Here is an 18,917-nt window from a genome sequence, read left to right on the forward strand (position 1 = left end):
AAAATGCCATATTTAAGAGACTGCTTCGCCCATACGGGCTCGTAGTGACAAAGTAGATAAAAGCTAGCCTTGACAAGCTGGAAAGGACTCGCCGTGACAGTGGTGTCATTGCGAGCCCTCAGCTCCTTTCCCGTCATTGCAAGCCACGAAGTGGCAAAGCAATTTCTATCGCGAGGCGACATAGTCGCCGTGGCGATCAATCTATATTTTTTTGAATTTTGCAAAGGTCTCAAATTTAAAAGTTTTTTAAAAGTCTCCGAAAAGTATTAAACAAGAGCCATAAAAAATCTCTTTAAGCTTAAACGACAGATGAAAGTTTTAAAAGAACTGGCGAGACAAAAAGAACTAGACCTTCCGTCTTTTCCCCCATTAGCTATTAAACTCGTTGAAGCCGTAAAAGAAGGTTCTTTTGAAAAACTAGCCAAATTAATTCAGCTAGACCCGGCCCTGAGCTCTAAGGTATTAAAACTGGCTAACTCGCCTTTCTTTTCCCACGGTAAAAAAGTTGAAGATTTAAAGTCAGCCATAGCCATTCTGGGTACCGAAATGCTCCAAAATATAGCTTTATCTTTTATTTTAATTAAACATTTTACCCAGAAGGGTAAAGGTAAATTTGATTTTGCTCACTTCTGGCGCAGGTCCCTCACCGCGGCGATAGCCGCCAGTCTTTTAGCTGAAGAATGCGGTTTGTCTCGCGAAAGATTGTATTTGGGAGCCCTTTTAATGGATTTTGGTATTCTCGTTATGTATCACCTGTATCCTGACGACTATATCCAAGTATTAGAAAGTAAAAAGATCGAAGAGATTTCCATTTTAGAAGCGGAAAAGAGGGTATTTGGAATTACTCATCCTGAGGTTGGTAAAGAAATTATCGCTATATGGAAACTACCTTCTTATTTGGAAAGCTTTATCTTGTACCATCACAATCCTGATGTAGCACCTGACATCCTTAAAAAAGAAATAGAGATTCTTTATTTAGCTGATAGGACTTCTAGTATCTACTTTACGAACAGAACAGCTGATAAATATAGTATAGTTCTCGAGAGAGCTAACAAAATATTGGGCTTATCTTTTCAAACAACAGAAAGCCTAATAGATAAAACAGCTAACAAGGCTCAAGAGATTTTTGCTATATTTGATCTAGTTTCTTATGAAATAATACCTTATTCTTTAATACTTGCTGAAGCCAATAAGGAGCTGAAACGGATAAATATAAATTATGCTTTGCTTTTGCAGCAACTTAAAGAAGAAAAAGAAAGAGCAGAAAGGCTTGCAAAAAAGTTAAAAGAGTCAAATATACGTTTGCGAGAAATAGCTTTAAAAGACGCCCTTACGACCTTATATAACAGACATTATTTCCAAAAAAGGCTTGAAGAAGAAATTGAAAGGAGTTTCAGGTATAACCAACCACTTTCTATTGCTATTTTGGATATTGATTTTTTTAAGAACATAAATGACAAATATGGCCATTTATGTGGAGACAAAGTTCTAAAGACGTTAGCTGAAATTTTAAGAGAAGAAACCAGAAAAAGCGATATATTAGCCAGGTACGGTGGTGAAGAGTTTGTTATTCTTCTTCCTTCTACCAATCTTCAAGGAGCCAAGACTCTAGCTGAAAGGCTAAGACAAAAAATAGAAAAATATGAATTTTCCTGTGAAAAATATAAGTTCTCAATAACTGTGAGTTTTGGGGTGGCTTCTTTAGATCCAAAGAAAAAGACAACAGTTATTGATTTCCTTTCTGCTGCTGATAAAGCACTTTATATATCTAAAAGGCAGGGGAGGAATAGAACCACCGCTGTCCAGTTATAATGAGACGGGCAAATCGCCCGCCTCATTAAGCTGCTTGAGCAGCTAATTCTTCTGGAGGGTAAACACTAACCACTTTGCGGCCGTGACGGGTTTCAAACTTAACAATACCGTCTATTTTGGCAAAGATGGTATAGTCTTTACCAAGGCCAACATTATATCCAGGATGGATTTTGGTACCACGTTGACGGATTATTATGTTACCAGCTTTTACAAACTGGCCACCGTAACGCTTAACACCAAGTCTTTTACTATGGGAATCACGGCCATTCTTAGATGAACCGCCTGCTTTCTTATGAGCCATAATTTCCTCCCTTAGGCTGAAATTTCTTTAATTTGTAACTCAGTATAGTACTGACGGTGCCCCATTTTCTTTTTATAATTTTTTCGTCTCTTTTTCTTGAAGACAATAATTTTTTTACTGCGGCCCTGGTTTACAATAGTGGCTATGACTTTAGCTCCTTCCACTAAAGGCTGACCAATTTTAAGATCGTCATCTTTAGCTACCAAAAGAACGTCAGTTAGTTCTATCTCCTGACCAGGTTCCCCTGGAAGTTTTTCCACTCTAATGGTATCTCCAGGGCGCACTTTATATTGTTTGCCTCCGGTTTTAATTACCGCGTACACTTCTTCACCTCCCACAAAAGTATGACTAGGGCAAGATATCACCTAAAACACAACTGTCAAGATTTGAACTTATTATAAAGCAACTTCTCTTTCTTTAAAAGCCTCTAAAATGCCGGCTTGAGCGGGATCTTGAAGGAGTAAATTTATAGCTGTCCTGGCAAAATATGAAAAGAGATGTATATTAGCAAAATGCTGGCTTAAAAAATGACAGCAGGGAGAAAGACTCTAACATCTCAGGTGGTCTAAACCTTGAAGCACATCAATATAAAAAAATTACAGATAGAGATAACAAGCTACTGTAATCTTGATTGCGATTACTGTATCAAAAATTCCCAGGCAAAAACCACACAAACTCACTTAACCCTTGAATCTTTTGAAGAAATTTTACAAAAATACACCGCCCAAGAGTTCGTATTATACGGCTTTGGCGAGCCTTTACTTCATCCTCAAATAGAAAATCTAATTGAACTCGCTAGAACCAAAGGGAAGGTATTTTTACTAACTAACGGTACTATAATCCCGAAGTTAAAAGAGATAGCTTCAAGAGTAGATTCATTAGGCGTTTCGGTAGATAGCCTCCAAAAGAGCAACTTAAGAAAATTACAATTTCAGGAAATCCTAGAAGTTGTAGATAAACTCACCGAAATTGTTCCCATAAGTCTCTCAACTGTATTGTCAACGGAAAATATTGACAACTTCTTAACACTAGTAACCTGGGCGGGAGAAAGGCACATCAATATTTCTGCCACTAATTTAGTCCCTTATAACCAAAATATGGCCCGAAAAGCTCTTTTCTTAGAACTTAGTAAAAAAGCAATAAACGTTTGCCAAAGGTTTTTAAAAAACCTTAACGATGCAGAAGAGTTGCTTAAAGGTATAACTTCTCTTTCCACTAAGGCTCAAAAGTCGTATCAAGAAATTCTTGATAACCTTGAAGGATACCATTTAAACCTTGAAGCCTTGGTCAAGGGATGGCCTAAAATTGAGCAGGCTCAAAAAGCTGAAAAGATACTGGAAGAAGCTCGCGAAAAGGCCTTCAAGTTCAACATAAATATTGATCTTCCCCGCATGTTTGCTGACGAAAAAAGAAGGACCTGCCCTTTTCATGAAGCTATCTTTATTAGATCAGATGGACGCGTGGCTCCCTGTGCAGAATTGGCCTACACTCACCCTCTTTTTGTAAACTTTAGGCAAAAAGAAGTCCAAGAATATTTAAGTTTTTCAGATGAGTTTGCCCTTAAAAAGAAAGACATTGTAAAAAATTATCCCTGGTGTGGTGACTGCCAGCTAGTAGACGGCTGTTGGTTCTTAGAAGAGAGTATGGACTGCTACGGTAATTATCCTTCCTGTAGCGAATGCCTCTACAGTGCTGGCCTGGCGAGATGTATTTTGTAAGTCGTTTTTCGAACTTAAAGATTACTTTTTAGAACGTCCGTAAACATCGTCAAAACGGACAATATCATCCTCGCCAAGGTATTCACCATTTTGCACTTCTATTATTTCCAGAGGTATCTTGCCCGGATTTTCCAGGCGATGTTTGGTAGATTTAGGAACAAAAACAGATTCATTTTCATGTAAAAAGATTTCCTCATCGCCTATTTGAACTTTAGCTGTCCCTCGCACTACAACCCAGTGTTCTGAACGGTGATAGTGCATTTGAAGGCTCAATCGTTCTCCAGGGTTAACCACAATGCGTTTTATCTTATAGCGAGGGCCTTCTTCAAGCACTGTATAGCTTCCCCAAGGGCGATAAGTGGTCACATGCTCCAAGGCCTCAGGATAACCTTCATTTTTTAATTGTTTTACCAGATTGCTAACTTTCTGGGCCTCACCTTTCTTGACTATCAAAATAGCATCGGGAGTCTCTACTACCAGGTGGTCCTCAAGACCAATAGTAGCAATGAGCCGTTTTTGACCAAGAATCATACTATTTTCTGTGTCAATGGTTATAACCCGACCGGTTTGAGCATTGCCTGATGAGTCTTTTTCTAAAACATCAAAAAGGGCATCCCAAGAGCCAATATCATTCCAGTAAAGAGAAAGAGGGACTACTGCTACCTGAGAAGATTTTTCCATTAAGGCGTAATCGATCGATATATCAGGCATTTCTGCAAATTTTGAGGTAAGAGTGTCAAAATCATTATCATAAAGAGCAAAAATATCCGGAGCACAGGTCGCCAGTTCTTTTGAAAAAGTTTCAGGCGTAAAGAGAAATATACCGGCGTTCCAATAATAACCACCTTCTTTAAGGTAATTTTCCGCAGTAGCGACATCAGGCTTTTCAGTAAAGCGAGCCACTTTATAAGCAGAAAAATCATTTACTTCTTTTAACCTCTCCCCCTGTTTGATATATCCATAGCCTGTTTCTGGCCGGGAGGGTGTGATACCAAAGGTTACTAAAAAGCCCTCTTTAGCCACCTGAGCTGCTTTTTGCACGGTCTCAGCAAAAACATCTTCTGGTTCAATTAGATGGTCTGAAGGGCAAATAAGAACAGGTTCATCAGAAGGCAATCCCCACTTTTCTAAAGCATATTTGAACCCGTAAGCAATAGCTGGCCCCGTATTCCTAGCATGAGGCTCACAAAGGAGATGATAACCTGACAAGTCTACAAGATGGGCTTTCACGTGAAATTTATAATGCTCGCAAGTTAAAATCAAAATATCTTCTGGATTAAGGAATAACAACAATCTATCTACGGTTTGCCTCAAAAGAGACTTACCCCCATTAAGCTTTAAAAATTGTTTGGGATAATCTTTACGGGATAAAGGCCAAAGCCTTGTGCCAGAACCTCCTGCTAACACAATAGCCTTCATAACTTACGTCTCCTAAGTTGTATTTTTTAAGGACGGTTGGCCGGTTGACTCAAGCACTGACTGCCAGAAACGGCTTTTTAAGTCAACCTGTTTTCTTTTCTGAATCGCTGTCTTAAGAGGAATATGGATGTAGCGATCATTCAAATAACTTACCATTAACCCGGTTTTCCCGGCCATGGCCGCATGCACAGCATATTGCCCCAAGAACCCACAATAGATTCGGTCATCAACAATAGCCGGGACACTTCTTATGATGTAACTGGGGTCTATGTAACGAATGTAAATCTCTGTACCTTTTTGTTTGAAATACTCTTTAATTTTGTCCCGTAAAAATTTGCCAATGTCACCCAGTTTTAGATTCCCTGAAGCATCGTATTCAGGCGGATCAGGACGAACGTATTTTTGCCCAGCTCCTTCAGCCACTACTATTACCGCGTGCTTACGAGCTTCAAGACGCTGCTCTAACACTGGCAAAAGGCCGTTTGGGGGCTCGATATCGAAATCTGCCTCAGGTATTAAACAAAAATTTACTTCTTTCCGCGCTAAGGTAGCCGCCGCTGCGATAAAGCCTGAATAACGTCCCATAACTTTTACTAATCCTATGCCATTTGGCACAGCTATAGCTTCAGTGTGCGCGCAGCGAATAGCTTGACACGCCATTTCTACCGCCGTGTCAAAACCAAAAGTCTTAGAAGTAAGAAAAATATCGTTATCAATGGTTTTAGGGACGGCTACCACTACTATTTTTAAGTGGCGTCGGCTTATCTCTTCTTTAATAAGAGTGGCGGCACGGAAAGTACCGTCACCTCCAATCATAAAAAGTATCTGAACATTCAAACGTTCCAAAGCATCAACTATTTCATCAATGGGCTGATGGCCACGAGAAGTACCTAAAATAGTACCACCCAGTTCGTGAATGTTAGAAACAACATCTGGTGTGAGCTCTACTACATCATGGCCATATTTAGGGATAAAACCTTGAAGGCCGTATCTAATACCAAAGATATGTTTCACGCCATAGGAAAAATAGAGCGTAAGCACAATAGAACGTATGACGTCATTGATCCCCGGACATAATCCTCCACAGGTAACAATAGCCGCTCTAGTTTTAGATGGATCAAAATATATACGAGGCCTTGGGCCAGCAAGTTCAACAGTGGGAGGAAGTTTTTTTTCTTTTAAACATTGTTTTAGATAAGCCTCTGAGATCTTTAAGGCCACTTTCATGTCATCGGAGATATAGCTGATAGGCTCTTTTTTTAGAGGATTTGTTATTTTGTTGGGCCCTAAAGATTCAATCCTGAAGTCAAGATTCTCATCAATAATTTCTTCAAGGACTTCAAATTGGCATTCCATAATAGCCCCCTCAACTGCCGAGGTTTTTAAGTTTATTCTTTTATTTATTATCGTCTCAATAATCTCTTTTTAAAGAGATTTTGTAAAGCCGGAAAAAGTTCAGGAAAAGAGAAAATATAGCCTGCTTCAAGAAGTCTTTTAGGGCGAGCTTTTACCCCTCCCACCAAAATATCTACCAGTTCTCCAAAAATAAGTTCAAGTGCCTTTGGCGGAACAGGCAGAAGGGCAGGACGCCTTAACACCCTTGCTAAAGTTTGAATAAATTCTTTATTGCGGACAATTTCAGGAGCGACCAAGTTAAACGGACCAGAAACATCTTTCTTGATAAGGAAGGTTACCGCAGCACAAACATCTTCAATGTGTATCCAGGGGAACCATTGTTTACCATGTCCAATCGGACCACCAAGCCCTAGTTTAAAAGGAAGAAGCATCTTAGAAAGAGCTCCTCCGTCGCGACCAAGAACTATACCTAATCTTAACGTACAAACACGGACTCCTTTATCTTTTGCTGAAAAAGCTGTCTCCTCCCAGGACTTACAAACCTTAGCCAAAAAATCTTTTCCTGGAGCACTTTCTTCAGTAATCTCCTCTTCACCGCGGTCAGTCCCATAAAAACCTATAGCCGAAGCATTAAGTAAGATCTGGCCTTTAGTTAATACAGAAACTATGTGTTTAGTAGTTAAAATCCGACTCTCGTAAATAAGTTCTTTGTATTTCGAGGTCCAGCGAGCAAAAATATTAGCACCAACAAGGTTAATAATTACATCGGCTTTAGCACACTCATGCAGCCAATCTCCAGGAATTATTGGGTTTCCATAGGAGGGAATGACCCCTTCAGAAATTACTAGGGCTCTTTCGGGCCTCCTTACTAAAACCTTTACCCGAAAGCCCCTTCTTAATAAGTACTTTGCAAGATGTCTTCCTATAAAGCCGGTACCTCCGGCTATAAAAACTTCCAATACTTTCCTCCATAGTGGCTCTGCTTTCCTTTTACCCTAAAAATTATTTTTTTGCCAAATAAATAGAGTTTGACTATTAGTTGGTCTATAAAACACGACAATTCAAGATTACCATTGAGTTTCATAAATTTTGGTTTTAAATTTTTTTAAGATGAAAAATATTTTAAAGAGACCTTTGCAAATGCTATATTTAAGAGACTGCTTTGCCCGTAAGGGTCCGCAGTGACAGCCTGAGAGGCTCATTGTGAGGCTGCGTCTAGCAGCCGAAGCAATCCCTGTCACGAGGCGCCGATGGCGCCGTGGTGATCTATCTATGTTTTTTGCAAAGATCTTTTTAGGTCAAAATAAAAAGATTAAGGTCATTCAAAATAGATGATAAACTCAAATTACATGTTTAAGTCTTTGTTTTGCGAAAAAGAATGCCGGCTTGAACATTTACTTGAATTATCTCTCAAGTTTGTTACCAAACTCTTGCAAACTGAAGAGGAAGAAGATTTATGGGCCTTGGTGTTGGTGGCAATCACCTCGGCTCAAGGGTTAAAATTTAACCGAGCCTTTATTTTTAAAAAAGAAGAAGCCCGCGATGTCTTTAGGGGAGTAACCGGCTTAGGGCCACTTTCTTTTGAAGAAGCCCACCAAATTTGGTCGCAATTGGAAGTTGAAAAACCGTCTTTCGAAGAATTAATAGCTAGGGCCAGACAAGAAATCACCAACGAAAACCGCCCGATTGTTAAATTTGCTAAAGAACTTTCTATTTCTTTTTGCGAAAATTCTTCCAGCTGGCAAAAAGTTTTTAACGAACAAAAGGTTTTACATCTCAAAAGAGACGAACATCCCGAATTTCGCTATCTTTTTGAAAAATTAGAGGTAAATGAGTGCGCTTTGGCACCTATTAAAACACCTATGACTTATGGATTCATCTTGGTAGATAACTTTGTTACCAAGAAGTCCTTTTCGGCAATGGAGTTCTATTTTTTAGAAACTATATCTGCCTTAACCAGCATAGCCTTACAAAGGCTTTGGTCTTATAAAGAACTGCTAAGACAAAAACATCTTCTTCTAGAGGCGGAACGCATTTCTGTAATAGGTGAGCTCTCTTCAAAGATTTTTCATGAAATACGGAATCCCGTTTCGGCTTTAGGGGGTTTATCAAAAGTTTTGTTAAAAAAAGAAGTCCCTGAAGGCATAGAAAATTACTTAAAAACTATGGTACGCGAAGCTGAACGTCTGGAAAATGTTTTAAAAGATCTTTTTCAATTTATGCCTTCTTTTGAACTTAAAAAAGAACCTGTCAGACTTTATCGTCTACTGCAGAGTGCTCTAGTCCTTTTTTTAGGAGTTTTCAAAGAAAAAGGGATCCATGTTTCCTTTGAGTGTTTGGACGGAGATCCAATAGTAAATGTTGATCCTAAAGAGATGCAGTTAGTTTTTATCAATATACTTAAAAATATTTTAGAAACATTAAAAGAAGGTGGTAGTCTACAAATTATAACGGATAAAGATCAAGAAGGCATAAAACTAAAAATTATTGCCCAAAATTCCCAAATAAAACAAAAAACTTTCCATAAATTCCCATCTCAAATAACTAAAGGTTTTTCGGAAAAATCCGTCTCTGGTTTAGGTTTATCTTTAGCCAAAAGGATGATTGAATTACATGGAGGAAGATTTTCTGTTGAATATCTGGAGTCATCTGGTATGGAAATTATCATCTTTTTCCCAAAAAAGATGATAATGAATGGAGAAGACGCATGAAAGTTCTATGGGCCCCGTGGCGCATGGAATACATACTCGGGCAAAAAGAACCAGGTTGTCCTTTTTGCCCTCCAGAAATCAATCTTCCTGATGAAAAACGTCTTATTTTATACGCCGACGAAAAAACTATCGTTATAATGAATAAGTTTCCTTACAATACAGCCCATCTTTTAGTATCCCCCAGGAAACATGTTCCCGAATTAGACGATTTGTCTCCCGATGAACTTGCGGCTCTAATGCTCACTACCAGAATGTGTCTTAAAATTTTGCGTGAGGTAATACGGCCTGATGGTTTTAACGTAGGTATAAACCTTGGCAAAGTGGCCGGTGCTGGTATTCCTGAACACCTTCATATACAGATAGTTCCCCGCTGGAACGGAGACGTAAATTTTATGACCGTTTTCGGAGATGTAAGAGTAATCCCAGAACATATGATTGCTACTTATAGGCGTCTTTATCCCCATTTTGAAAAATATATGAAGGAGAAAAACTCCTCTGAATAAGAAGGACTCTGTCCAAAAAGCTTTAAAAAAGCTTAGCTACCACCGAAAAGCTTGTCGACTATGCCCCAGAGAGTGTGCGGTTGATCGTGTAAAAAAGCAGGGCTTTTGTAAAACTAGTTGGAACCCCAAAATAGCAGGCTACGAACCCCACTTTGGAGAAGAGGCCTGTCTGGTCGGGAATAAAGGCTCGGGTGCTATTTTTTTCTCTGGTTGCAATCTGGCCTGTGTCTTTTGCCAAACTTATGAAATATCCCGTGAAGGATTAGGCCAGGAAATTTCTTCTGAAAATCTGGCGAGTATCATGCTTGAACTTTCTCAAAAGGGCTGCCATAACATAAATTTGGTTTCTCCTAGCCATCAGGTCTATCAAATTTTAGAAGGCTTGGAATTAGCCTGGGCCAAAGGGCTTACGCTTCCTGTTGTTTACAACACCGGAAGTTATGACAAAGTAGAAACCCTCAAAGCCCTTGAAGGCCTCATAGACATTTACTTAGCGGACTTTAAACTCTGGTCCCCTGAGCTTGCCGCCAAATATTTAGGCGCCAGAGATTACCCTGAAGTAGCAAAAAAGGCTATTAAAGAGATGTATCGCCAGGTAGGTGACTTGGTATTTGATAATCACGGCCTGGCCCGCCGAGGGCTTATTTTGAGACATTTAGTTATGCCAGGTCTACTTGGAGAGACTGAAAAAATTTTAGTCTTTCTAAAAGAAGAGTTATCCACAGACATTTATTTGAATTTAATGGGGCATTATCATCCAGCGGGCCAAGCGCATAATTTTTCGGAAATAAATCGCACCTTAACCAAAAAAGAATATGAAGAAGCCCTAAAAATAGCCAAGGATTTGGGTTTCAAAAACCTTGACACTACTCACCGAGCTCTATTGGAGCTACTACTGCCAGATTAGCCGTAATTTTTCTGTAAGATGGTTAATTTTTGACATTAGTCGAAAATTTTGTTATAAATTTTCATAAAAAGAAGACTAATTATTTTATTTATGAAAATAGATTGCTTGACAAGCTTTAACCCCTATAGTAACTAGCGCTTTAAAGAGAATTTTTGAATTAAGGAGGGCATTATGCCGGTAGTAGAATTCAAAGGTAAAAAGTTTGAGGTAGATGAGGACGGTTTCCTTCTTGGCGGTTTGGATGCTTGGTGCATGGAGTGGGTAGAATACGTAAAGCAGCTAGAAGGTATTGAAGAGCTCACCGATGAACACTGGAAGGTAATCAAAGTTCTCCAGGATTATTACAAGAAGAACGGTGTTGCTCCCATGGTTCGTGTTCTTTCTAAGGTTACTGGTTATCCTCTTAAGAAGATTTATGAGCTCTTTCCCTCTGGCCCTGGTAAGGGAGCCTGTAAGATGGCTGGTCTTCCTAAACCCACTGGTTGCGTATAAGGCTTTATTTGGGGCGGTTTAAACCGCCCTTTTTATTTTTTGTTATTTTTGTTGCACTAGTAGATATTTTTGTAAATTGTTTCTTTCTCCAAAAAGAGTAGATTATTATCTGGCTAGCCCGTTTATTATTTTTATTAAAACCTTTGCAAAATGCTATACTTAAGAGACTGCTTAGCCCAAGTGGGCTCGCAGTGACTACATGGTGGATGGCCAATGGCTGATGGCTAATGGTAATATCCCGGAGACTGCTTCGCCTGTCCCAAGCGTAGCGAAGGGATCTTCCTATTGACTCCTAGCCGTGACAGAATGGTAAATGGCTCTCACTTGCCATTTCTCACCTCTCACTTTTCACTTCTCACTCATATTTACCAGAAGCCCCGCAGGGCCGACGGAGTGGCCCAGCAGGGTCATTGCGAGCGAGCTGTGGCGAGCGAAGCAATCTCAGGGCCGAAATAACGCTCTCGCGAGGCAAAAGTCTCGCCGTGGCGATCAATCTATATTTCTGCATTTTGCAAAAATCTCTATTTTGTTGATTTAAAAAGCACAGAATCCTATTCTATAGTAATTTTTTCTTAAATAAAGATTCAGATATATTGTAGATAGTTTTTCTACCTCTTAAATATTTTTTGTTTGACTAATCTTTCTTTTCAACATAAAGGTATTTTATATCCAGTTTATCAAAATTTAGGAGGTTAGGCATGAAGTGGGCGAAAAGTATTTTGGTTTTAGTCATTTTTTTAGGCCTGTTGGGTTTGGCTCCGGCAAGTAGGGCCCAAACTTCTACAGCTGAACTTTTAAAAAGGATCGAAGAACTTTCCCGCGAACTTGAATCTCTCAAAAAACAGCTCGCTGAGATGAAAGAGGCCCAGGAAGAACAGCTGGCCGTCCAGGAAGAAAACACTGAGTTTCTAGAAGAAGTGAAAAACAATATGGGTAAATTCAAAATCTGGGGAGATATAAGAACCAGAGTTGATTCAACTCGCGCCAAAGTGGCTACCAGCTACTGGAGTTATTTTAACGGCATTTATTATGACTCTACTCTACACCGAATGATTCCTATGATTGACATGACAGATCCAGGCCATGGACAACCCACTAAAGGTTATAAAGAAAACGACACTCTTTGGACCAACCGTATGCGTCTCAATTTCAAGGTAAAGCCCACGGAAGACACGGTGGTTAAGGTTCGCCTGGCTTATTACAAAATATGGGGCATGTCCGATGATTACGTTTCCCCTGAGCTTTTCCCGAGCATGGACAACAATTTTACTTTTGGCGTCAGGCCTTCAGACAGCCGCCTCTACGTTGACCGAGCTTACTTTAACTGGACTAATATTGGTGGCCTTCCTATCTGGGTATCCCTTGGTCGCCGTCCTACCACCCACGGAGTCCCCTCTCATATTCGGGAAGGGCTTGAGCGGCGTGAAGCCAGCCCGGCTGGCATCAACATAGACATTCCCTTTGATGGGGCCACTATTGGTTATCAATATAGCTGGCCCTGGACGGGGAGGATTCGTTTCTGTTACGGTCGCGGCTTCGAGTCCGGTTTTAAAATGCCCATTGACCGCGCCAAAGACGACATAGATTTTTACGGCTTTGTCTGGGACGTCATTGATGAACCTGAACGCAATATGCTCTTCGTTATCCAACTATTTAAAGCCGAAGGAGTGATGGACTTCCCTGAAGGCACCTGGTTCATGTCAAAACTCGGGCCAGGCTACGTAACCACCAATAACAACCTTGGCGACATTTATGAAATAGGCGCTACCTGGCTCCACAAGGTTGACATTCCAGCCCTTGGCCTTGAAGGTGTAGATTACTTCGTCTCTTTCGGGCTTTCTATAACGGACCCCGACCAGATAGGCGCTATGCCTGTAGCAGTTTATGATGGTACCGATTATAATACTGACTTTATGTATTACTCCCTTCTGGGTGGTTTTTCTTTAGGTGACCCTTCAGCAGTAGATACCAGCACCCACACAGGCTGGGCCGTTTATTTGGGCACACGCGTTCCTCTTCCCTGGGTTCCTGGAGCCAAGCTCGGTTTAGAATATAACTACGGCTCTAAATGGTGGATGCCCTTTATGGTGGCCACGGACGACATCTATATCAACAAACTTGCCACCCGCGGGCATGTAGCCGAAGTTTACTGGATTCAGGATCTAGCAGCTGGCGAGGCCCTCTCTGATTACGCCAAAGTCTTCCTCCGGGTAGGTTTCCAGTATTTCTGGTTTAATTACAGCGGTAGTGGCTCCTGGCTGGGTGAGCCACACGAAATAAACGAGCTTGATGATATGGGTATGATGGGACCAGAAAATCCGCAAATGTTTGTGCCTTTAAAACACATGTATAATCTCTATCTCTCTCTAGAACTCTTCTTCTAAAGTAAAGGGCCGGGATTCCGGCCCTTTACTTATACACCTCTTTTTTCTCCCCAAAGAATTTTGTGGAGCTGGAGCTGAAAACGCACTGGAAGCTTGTCTTTTATTATCCATTCGGCCAGCTCTCTGGGTTCAAGCCTCTGCCACACAGGTGAAAATAGAACCTGGGTGTAAACAGGAAGGTAAAATTTGGTCATAACATTTTTAGCCCACTTGTAATCTTCTCTATCAGCAATGACAAACTTCACTTGATCCTTGCGGTCTAAATAAGCCAGGTTTTCAAAACGCATGTAAGCGTTCATCTCGGATGAAGGGGGCTTTATGTCCATGATTTTTACGACTTCGCGGGGAACGCGCTCAAGGGGCATACTTCCGTTTGTTTCCAGAAGGACAGTGGCTCCTTTGTCCAAAAAAGCCTTCATCAAAGGATAGACATTTTCCTGAAGAAGAGGCTCTCCGCCGGTTATCTGGACTACTTTAAGCTTGCCTCCCCTTTGCCACCTATCCAAGATCTCAGAAAGGCTAATAAAGTTTTTTTGGGGCTGCTGAGCGTAAACCGTGTCACACCATTGACACTGCAAATTACAGCCAGCCAGCCTCACAAAAAAAGTAGGAAGACCAACGTAGGTGCTCTCCCCCTGAAGGCTAACAAATATTTCGGCTATGTCTAAAATTAAGTCCCTCTCAGGCATTTAAGCCTTAACAAAAGAAGCACAGGCCCGCTCAGTTTCACAAACAGTTACGCGGATAAGCTCCACTCCATAAGGTTTAAGTTTAGGAGCAAGCTTTTCAAAAATATAGCGGGCAATATTTTCCGAGGAAGGATTCTTGTCCTGAAACGCAGGATGTTCATTTAAGTTTTGGTGGTCTAGCTCGTCAAGAACTTCTTTCAGGTGTTTTTTTAGGTCTTTAAAATCAATGAGAACGTCTATTTCGTTAAGCTTTTCGCCTCTTACAGCTATTTCTACTTTCCAGTTATGGCCGTGTAGCCTCTCACATGCTCCGGGATAATCACGAAGATAATGGGCTGCGGCAAATTCATCTTTAACGGTTAATTCGAACATTGTTTAAAAACCTCGGCAGGAAGTTGGAGGCGGCGCGGGGATTCGAACCCCGGAATAACGATTTTGCAGACCGTCGCCTTAACCGCTTGGCTACGCCGCCTCTGTTATTGGTGGCGGCGCAGGGACTCGAACCCCGAACCTTGCGGATATGAGCCGCATGCTCTCACCTGTTGAGCTACGCCGCCACGCTCTTTTAAATGTTCTCGATAGAAAACAAATTGTCAAGGCCTTCTAAAATTTATCCAAAATTCCCGCTTAAGCATTGGGGGCTTCGCCTCCAAACCCCCATGTTACCAACATGTTAAGCTCTATTTTCAGTTTTTTGTGTTTTCACCCGCTTGCAAAATATATTTGAGCTTTAATTCTTACAGTAAGCTGTTTTAAACCACCAAAATCCCACTTAAATGAGAACAAAGATAGAATTAATTTCTCAGGTTTAATTGAAAATTCTTGAATAGCGGTCAGGCCTGTGGTTTATCTTAAACAGTCAAACAATTTTTAAGAGAGGTAAGCTATGCTAGCTAGTATAGAAGTTGCCTTAAAACCTGAACTTAAAGATGCCCTGGGAGAAAAGCTTGCCAGACGCATGCGTGAAGACCTGGGGCTTTCTGTAGAGGCCTGTCGTACTATACGAATCTATTTAGTAGAAGCAGATATTTCCCATGAGGACTTGCTAGCCTTTGCCTCGGGGCCACTTTGTGATCCTGTAACTGAAATATATTCCGTTGAAAGGCCTTTGGCTCCGAAGTTTGGTTTTGATTGGCTTATTCAGGTAGGTTTTCGGCCCGGAGTTACAGATAACGAAGGAAAAGTAGCCAAAGAGGCCCTTGAATTACTCATTGGTCGTAGTCTAAATGAAGACGAAAATGTCTATTCCCTGACCCAGTATCTGATAAGAGGGCATCTCAGCCACGAAGAAGTAGAGAGGATTGCCAAAGAACTATTGGCCAATGAACTCATAGAACGCTTCTGGATAGTTTCTCAAGCTGAGTTTAATGTGGAAACCGGCCTTGAAACCCCACCACCAAAAGTTACCGAAACCCACGAAATAAAAGTAGAAGTCTTTGATTTATCAAAACTTTCAGACGAAGAACTACTAAAGCTTTCCAAGGAAAGATTACTTGCTTTGAACCTCAAAGAAATGCAGACTATAAAGGAATTTTTCACCGCTAATCAGGAATTCTTGAAACTGCGCCAAAAATACGGCCTTGACTATCGCCTAACTGACGTAGAGTTAGAAAGCCTTGCCCAGACCTGGTCAGAACACTGTAAACACAAAATTTTTAACGCCAAGATTACGTATACTGACAAAACTTCAGGGAAAACCGAAATTATTGACAGTCTCTTTAAGACTTACATTCGCAAATCAACTGAAGAGATTCGAAAGGCCAAAGGTGAGCGAGACTTTTGCCTCTCGGTTTTCGTAGATAATGCCGGTGTTATTAAACTTAATGACAAGTGGAACGTGGCCATGAAAGTTGAAACCCACAATAGTCCCTCAGCCCTTGATCCGTATGGAGGAGCACTCACCGGCATCGTGGGAGTTAACCGTGATCCCTTTGGCACAGGCAAAGGGGCTCTTCTAGTCTTTAACACCGACGTGTTCTGTTTTGCCCCACCAAACTGGAAAAAACCTCTTCCCCCAAGACTTCTTCATCCAAAACGTATTTTTGAAGGGGTAAGAGAGGGAGTAGAGCATGGTGGTAACAAAAGCGGTATCCCTACGGTTAATGGTTCCATTGTATTTGACCCCCGGTATCTAGGGAAACCCCTGGTTTACTGTGGCACAGGAGGTATCATGCCGGCTGAAGTGTGTGGAGAACCGAGCTGGAAAAAGGGGGCCCGTCCGGGAGACTTGGTTGTCATGGTTGGTGGCCGTATAGGTAAAGACGGCATCCACGGAGCTACCTTCTCTTCAGAAGAACTCCACGAAGGCAGTCCAGCCACAGCAGTCCAGATAGGAGATCCCATTACCCAGAAAAAGATGTTTGACTTTCTCTTAAAAGCCCGCGATGAGTGCCTTTATACCTCTATTACTGATAATGGCGCCGGTGGCCTTTCTTCCTCAGTGGGGGAGATGGCACGCGAGTCAGGTGGAGCTGAACTTGACCTTGAAAAGGCACCCCTCAAGTATCACGGCTTACAACCTTGGGAAATTTTGGTTTCAGAAAGCCAGGAACGCATGACCGTAGCCGTGCCTCCTGAACATATTGATCGCTTCCTTGAACTGGCGAAAAAGATGGACGTAGAAGCCACGGTCCTTGGCCAATTTACAGACTCGGGGTTTTTCCACATTCGCTATCAAGGAAAAACGGTAGGGCTTTTGCCCCTTGATTTCCTACATGATGGCGTGCCTCAACTGGAACTTAAGGCCGTGTGGGAACCTCCTAAAGTTGACGAACCTAATTTACCAGAACCTGAAGACTGTGGAGAGATTCTTAAAGACCTGCTTTCCTCTTACAATATATGTTCCAAAGAATATGTAGTGCGTCAGTATGACCACGAAGTGCAGGGGGGAAGCGTAGTAAAGCCTTTGACAGGAGCCAAAGACGATGGCCCGAGCGACGCGGCTGTTTTGAGGCCGGACTTAAGCGCCCCCGATGGCCTGGTTGTGGCCCACGGTATTTGTCCAAAATACTCAGATATTGACACTTACTGGATGGCGGCCAACGCCATTGACGAAGCTATACGCAATGCCGTTTGTGTGGGAGCAGACATTGAACATATGGCCGGGCTTGACAATTTTTGCTGGTGCGATCCCATTCAAAGTGAAAAGACTCCAGATGGCTACTATAAACTTGCCCAACTGGTAAGGGCCAACCAGGCCCTTTACGATTTTACCACGGCCTTTGGAGTGCCTTGTATCTCTGGGAAAGACTCCATGAAAAATGATTATTTAGCTTCTGGGCTTGGCTTAACTCCAGAAAACAATCCCTTTGGCGTAGGAGTAGTGCTGCCTGATGGTAGCCTCAAAATTTCTATCCCGCCAACACTACTCTTTTCAATCCTGGCCAGGATTCCTGACGTCACTAAGGCCTTGACTCTTGATGTCAAAAGGCCGGAAGAACTGGTCTATATCCTTGGGCTTACCCGAGATGAACTTGGAGGCTCAGAATACTTCAGGCTCAGAGGGTTCACTGGTTCTAAAGTGCCCAAAGTTCACGCCTCCTCGGCTTATGAGCGCTATCTGAAATTGAGAGACGCTATTTACTATGGCCTTGTTTCGGCAGCGCACGATTGTTCTGACGGAGGTCTGGCCGTCACCCTGGCTGAAATGGCCTTTGCCGGGCACCTGGGCATAGCCATTGACCTTTCAGCTATACCTTATGAAGGAGAAAAGCGGCCTGACTACTTACTCTTTTCAGAGTCAGCTAGCCGCATAGTGGTAACTGTGCCTAAAGATAAACAAAGGGACTTTGAAAACCTTTTCACCGGTACGGCTTACGCCCTAATTGGCGAAACCATAACCGAACCAGTTTTTATTTGCCGTGATGAAAGAGGCAAGGCGGTAATAGAAGAAAATATCTTTGAGCTTAAAAACGCCTGGCAAAAGCCTCTAAACTGGTAAAAGTTTAATTCTTTATCCTTGGGGGCAAGAAATGGCCTTGTGGCTCCGCCCCCAAGCCCACGTTCCCAATTTGTTTAGCCCTTAAAAAGAATAAATTTGGACTTCAAAATAAGGGGGGATAAAAATCTTGGGGCAATTGGGCTTTTTATTTAGAAAAGTCCTTTCTTTGAAAAGAAACTGAGCTTTACTTCTTAGCCTGGAAATTTCAATAAAGGTCTTATTTTTTTTATAACGAAAAATTAAAGTCCCTTTCGAGGTTTTTAGTTCTATCTTATTTAAAACACCTAATTTTGAAAAATATCCGCAAACTTTACCCTTTTCGTTTAAAGGGATATCTAATCTATAACCATCCTTCGTGGCAAAGCTTTTCGCTTCTTCGAGCCATTCCTGAGGATAAACCCCTAAAAACAAGGCACCCCAGGGGATATCTATCTGACCTAAAAGGTCTTTCATTTGAAAGATATAGGCTTTTTTAGCCAAAAAATTTAGTGCTTCAAGTCTTTGCTTGGCTAAAATTCCTTGGAAAACAGTTAAACCCAAAAAAGAAGGCACTTCAAAATAGACAAAATTTGAACCTGCTAGAAAAAAAGCCTCCCCCTTTAGATTGCCTTTAGGCGTTGAAATATCATAAGCCACTAGCCCTTTGGCCCCGTAAAACGGCCTTACCTCTGGCAACCAGGACACC

General features: G+C 41.6%; 16 protein-coding genes and 2 tRNA genes. 8 read left to right on the forward strand and 10 right to left on the reverse strand.

Going from position 1 to position 18,917, the window contains the following annotated elements; translation table 11 throughout:
* Nucleotides 1-309: 309 nt before the first annotated feature.
* Entirely contained in the window at nucleotides 310-1,812 is a 1,503-nt protein-coding gene (locus tag THEIN_RS11535; protein ID WP_013907503.1) for a sensor domain-containing diguanylate cyclase, read from the forward strand.
* 25 nt (nucleotides 1,813-1,837) lie between these two features.
* On the opposite strand, the gene rpmA is transcribed toward THEIN_RS11535, so the two are convergent.
* Complete coding sequence (gene rpmA, locus THEIN_RS04475; protein ID WP_013907504.1) at nucleotides 1,838-2,113, reverse strand: 50S ribosomal protein L27; 276 nt, start codon at nucleotides 2,111-2,113, stop codon at nucleotides 1,838-1,840.
* Between the two features lie 11 nt (nucleotides 2,114-2,124).
* Nucleotides 2,125-2,436: a 50S ribosomal protein L21 gene (gene rplU, locus THEIN_RS04480; RefSeq protein ID WP_013907505.1), complete on the reverse strand. Its 312-nt coding sequence runs from the start codon at nucleotides 2,434-2,436 to the stop codon at nucleotides 2,125-2,127.
* A gap of 249 nt (nucleotides 2,437-2,685) precedes the next feature.
* Between rplU and THEIN_RS04485 the strand changes: the two genes are divergently transcribed.
* The gene (locus THEIN_RS04485; protein WP_013907506.1) at nucleotides 2,686-3,831 is read left to right on the forward strand and encodes a radical SAM protein; all 1,146 of its coding nucleotides are present in this window, start codon (nucleotides 2,686-2,688) and stop codon (nucleotides 3,829-3,831) included.
* A gap of 21 nt (nucleotides 3,832-3,852) precedes the next feature.
* On the opposite strand, the gene THEIN_RS04490 is transcribed toward THEIN_RS04485, so the two are convergent.
* Genes THEIN_RS04490 through THEIN_RS04500 form a run of 3 tightly spaced genes read right to left on the reverse strand, consistent with a single transcriptional unit; the run spans nucleotide 3,853 to nucleotide 7,565 of the window.
* On the reverse strand, nucleotides 3,853-5,250 hold the full coding sequence (locus tag THEIN_RS04490) for a mannose-1-phosphate guanylyltransferase/mannose-6-phosphate isomerase (protein ID WP_013907507.1): 1,398 nt from the start codon (nucleotides 5,248-5,250) through the stop codon (nucleotides 3,853-3,855).
* Nucleotides 5,251-5,262: 12 nt separating this feature from the next.
* Complete coding sequence (locus tag THEIN_RS04495; RefSeq protein ID WP_013907508.1) at nucleotides 5,263-6,606, reverse strand: ATP-dependent 6-phosphofructokinase; 1,344 nt, start codon at nucleotides 6,604-6,606, stop codon at nucleotides 5,263-5,265.
* A gap of 47 nt (nucleotides 6,607-6,653) precedes the next feature.
* Nucleotides 6,654-7,565 (reverse strand): TIGR01777 family oxidoreductase, encoded by a 912-nt coding sequence (locus tag THEIN_RS04500; RefSeq protein WP_013907509.1) that lies wholly within the window; start codon nucleotides 7,563-7,565, stop codon nucleotides 6,654-6,656.
* Between the two features lie 372 nt (nucleotides 7,566-7,937).
* On the opposite strand from THEIN_RS04500, the gene THEIN_RS04505 reads away from it, so the two are divergent.
* The 5 genes from THEIN_RS04505 to THEIN_RS04525 all read left to right on the forward strand — a co-directional run bounded on the left by THEIN_RS04505 (nucleotide 7,938) and on the right by THEIN_RS04525 (nucleotide 13,603).
* Nucleotides 7,938-9,317, forward strand: coding sequence for a histidine kinase dimerization/phospho-acceptor domain-containing protein (locus tag THEIN_RS04505; RefSeq protein ID WP_013907510.1), 1,380 nt, complete (start codon nucleotides 7,938-7,940; stop codon nucleotides 9,315-9,317).
* Nucleotides 9,314-9,820, forward strand: coding sequence for an HIT family protein (locus tag THEIN_RS04510; protein WP_013907511.1), 507 nt, complete (start codon nucleotides 9,314-9,316; stop codon nucleotides 9,818-9,820). Before THEIN_RS04505 ends, THEIN_RS04510 begins: the two co-directional genes overlap by 4 nt.
* Nucleotides 9,821-10,016: 196 nt before the next feature.
* A complete protein-coding gene (locus tag THEIN_RS04515) occupies nucleotides 10,017-10,727 on the forward strand; it encodes a radical SAM protein (RefSeq protein WP_281054744.1) in 711 nt (236 codons plus the stop codon).
* Nucleotides 10,728-10,898: 171 nt separating this feature from the next.
* The gene (locus tag THEIN_RS04520) at nucleotides 10,899-11,219 is read left to right on the forward strand and encodes a TusE/DsrC/DsvC family sulfur relay protein (RefSeq protein WP_013907513.1); all 321 of its coding nucleotides are present in this window, start codon (nucleotides 10,899-10,901) and stop codon (nucleotides 11,217-11,219) included.
* A gap of 698 nt (nucleotides 11,220-11,917) precedes the next feature.
* Nucleotides 11,918-13,603 (forward strand): DUF3373 family protein, encoded by a 1,686-nt coding sequence (locus tag THEIN_RS04525; protein ID WP_013907514.1) that lies wholly within the window; start codon nucleotides 11,918-11,920, stop codon nucleotides 13,601-13,603.
* A 29-nt stretch (nucleotides 13,604-13,632) separates the two neighbouring features.
* On the opposite strand, the gene THEIN_RS04530 is transcribed toward THEIN_RS04525, so the two are convergent.
* The 4 genes from THEIN_RS04530 to THEIN_RS04545 form a co-directional block, all read right to left on the reverse strand.
* Entirely contained in the window at nucleotides 13,633-14,292 is a 660-nt protein-coding gene (locus tag THEIN_RS04530; protein WP_013907515.1) for a 7-carboxy-7-deazaguanine synthase QueE, read from the reverse strand.
* Entirely contained in the window at nucleotides 14,293-14,664 is a 372-nt protein-coding gene (gene queD, locus THEIN_RS04535) for a 6-carboxytetrahydropterin synthase QueD (protein WP_013907516.1), read from the reverse strand. It lies immediately after the preceding gene.
* A gap of 24 nt (nucleotides 14,665-14,688) precedes the next feature.
* Nucleotides 14,689-14,764: transfer RNA gene (locus tag THEIN_RS04540), tRNA-Cys, on the reverse strand.
* 8 nt (nucleotides 14,765-14,772) lie between these two features.
* Nucleotides 14,773-14,849: transfer RNA gene (locus THEIN_RS04545), tRNA-Met, on the reverse strand.
* Nucleotides 14,850-15,178: 329 nt separating this feature from the next.
* Between THEIN_RS04545 and THEIN_RS04550 the strand changes: the two genes are divergently transcribed.
* Entirely contained in the window at nucleotides 15,179-18,232 is a 3,054-nt protein-coding gene (locus THEIN_RS04550) for an AIR synthase-related protein (RefSeq protein ID WP_013907517.1), read from the forward strand.
* An 81-nt stretch (nucleotides 18,233-18,313) separates the two neighbouring features.
* Here the strand turns inward: THEIN_RS04550 and THEIN_RS04555 are convergent, their stop codons facing one another.
* Entirely contained in the window at nucleotides 18,314-18,916 is a 603-nt protein-coding gene (locus THEIN_RS04555; RefSeq protein WP_169311149.1) for a hypothetical protein, read from the reverse strand.
* Nucleotide 18,917 lies beyond the last annotated feature (1 nt).

It is taken from the genome of Thermodesulfatator indicus DSM 15286 (genome assembly GCF_000217795.1).
Taxonomy (GTDB): Bacteria; Desulfobacterota; Thermodesulfobacteria; order Thermodesulfobacteriales; family Thermodesulfatatoraceae; genus Thermodesulfatator; species Thermodesulfatator indicus.

Excerpts from the sequence above, each read along its gene's own strand:
- THEIN_RS11535 (WP_013907503.1), top strand. The coding sequence starts at position 310 with ATGAAAGTTTTAAAAGAACTGGCGAGACAAAAAGAACTAGACCTTCCG.
- rpmA (WP_013907504.1), bottom strand. The coding sequence starts at position 2,113 with ATGGCTCATAAGAAAGCAGGCGGTTCATCTAAGAATGGCCGTGATTCC.
- THEIN_RS04490 (WP_013907507.1), bottom strand. The coding sequence starts at position 5,250 with ATGAAGGCTATTGTGTTAGCAGGAGGTTCTGGCACAAGGCTTTGGCCT.
- THEIN_RS04495 (WP_013907508.1), bottom strand. The coding sequence starts at position 6,606 with ATGGAATGCCAATTTGAAGTCCTTGAAGAAATTATTGATGAGAATCTT.
- THEIN_RS04505 (WP_013907510.1), top strand. The coding sequence starts at position 7,938 with ATGATAAACTCAAATTACATGTTTAAGTCTTTGTTTTGCGAAAAAGAA.
- THEIN_RS04510 (WP_013907511.1), top strand. The coding sequence starts at position 9,314 with ATGAAAGTTCTATGGGCCCCGTGGCGCATGGAATACATACTCGGGCAA.
- THEIN_RS04520 (WP_013907513.1), top strand. The coding sequence starts at position 10,899 with ATGCCGGTAGTAGAATTCAAAGGTAAAAAGTTTGAGGTAGATGAGGAC.
- THEIN_RS04525 (WP_013907514.1), top strand. The coding sequence starts at position 11,918 with ATGAAGTGGGCGAAAAGTATTTTGGTTTTAGTCATTTTTTTAGGCCTG.
- THEIN_RS04530 (WP_013907515.1), bottom strand. The coding sequence starts at position 14,292 with ATGCCTGAGAGGGACTTAATTTTAGACATAGCCGAAATATTTGTTAGC.
- queD (WP_013907516.1), bottom strand. The coding sequence starts at position 14,664 with ATGTTCGAATTAACCGTTAAAGATGAATTTGCCGCAGCCCATTATCTT.
- THEIN_RS04550 (WP_013907517.1), top strand. The coding sequence starts at position 15,179 with ATGCTAGCTAGTATAGAAGTTGCCTTAAAACCTGAACTTAAAGATGCC.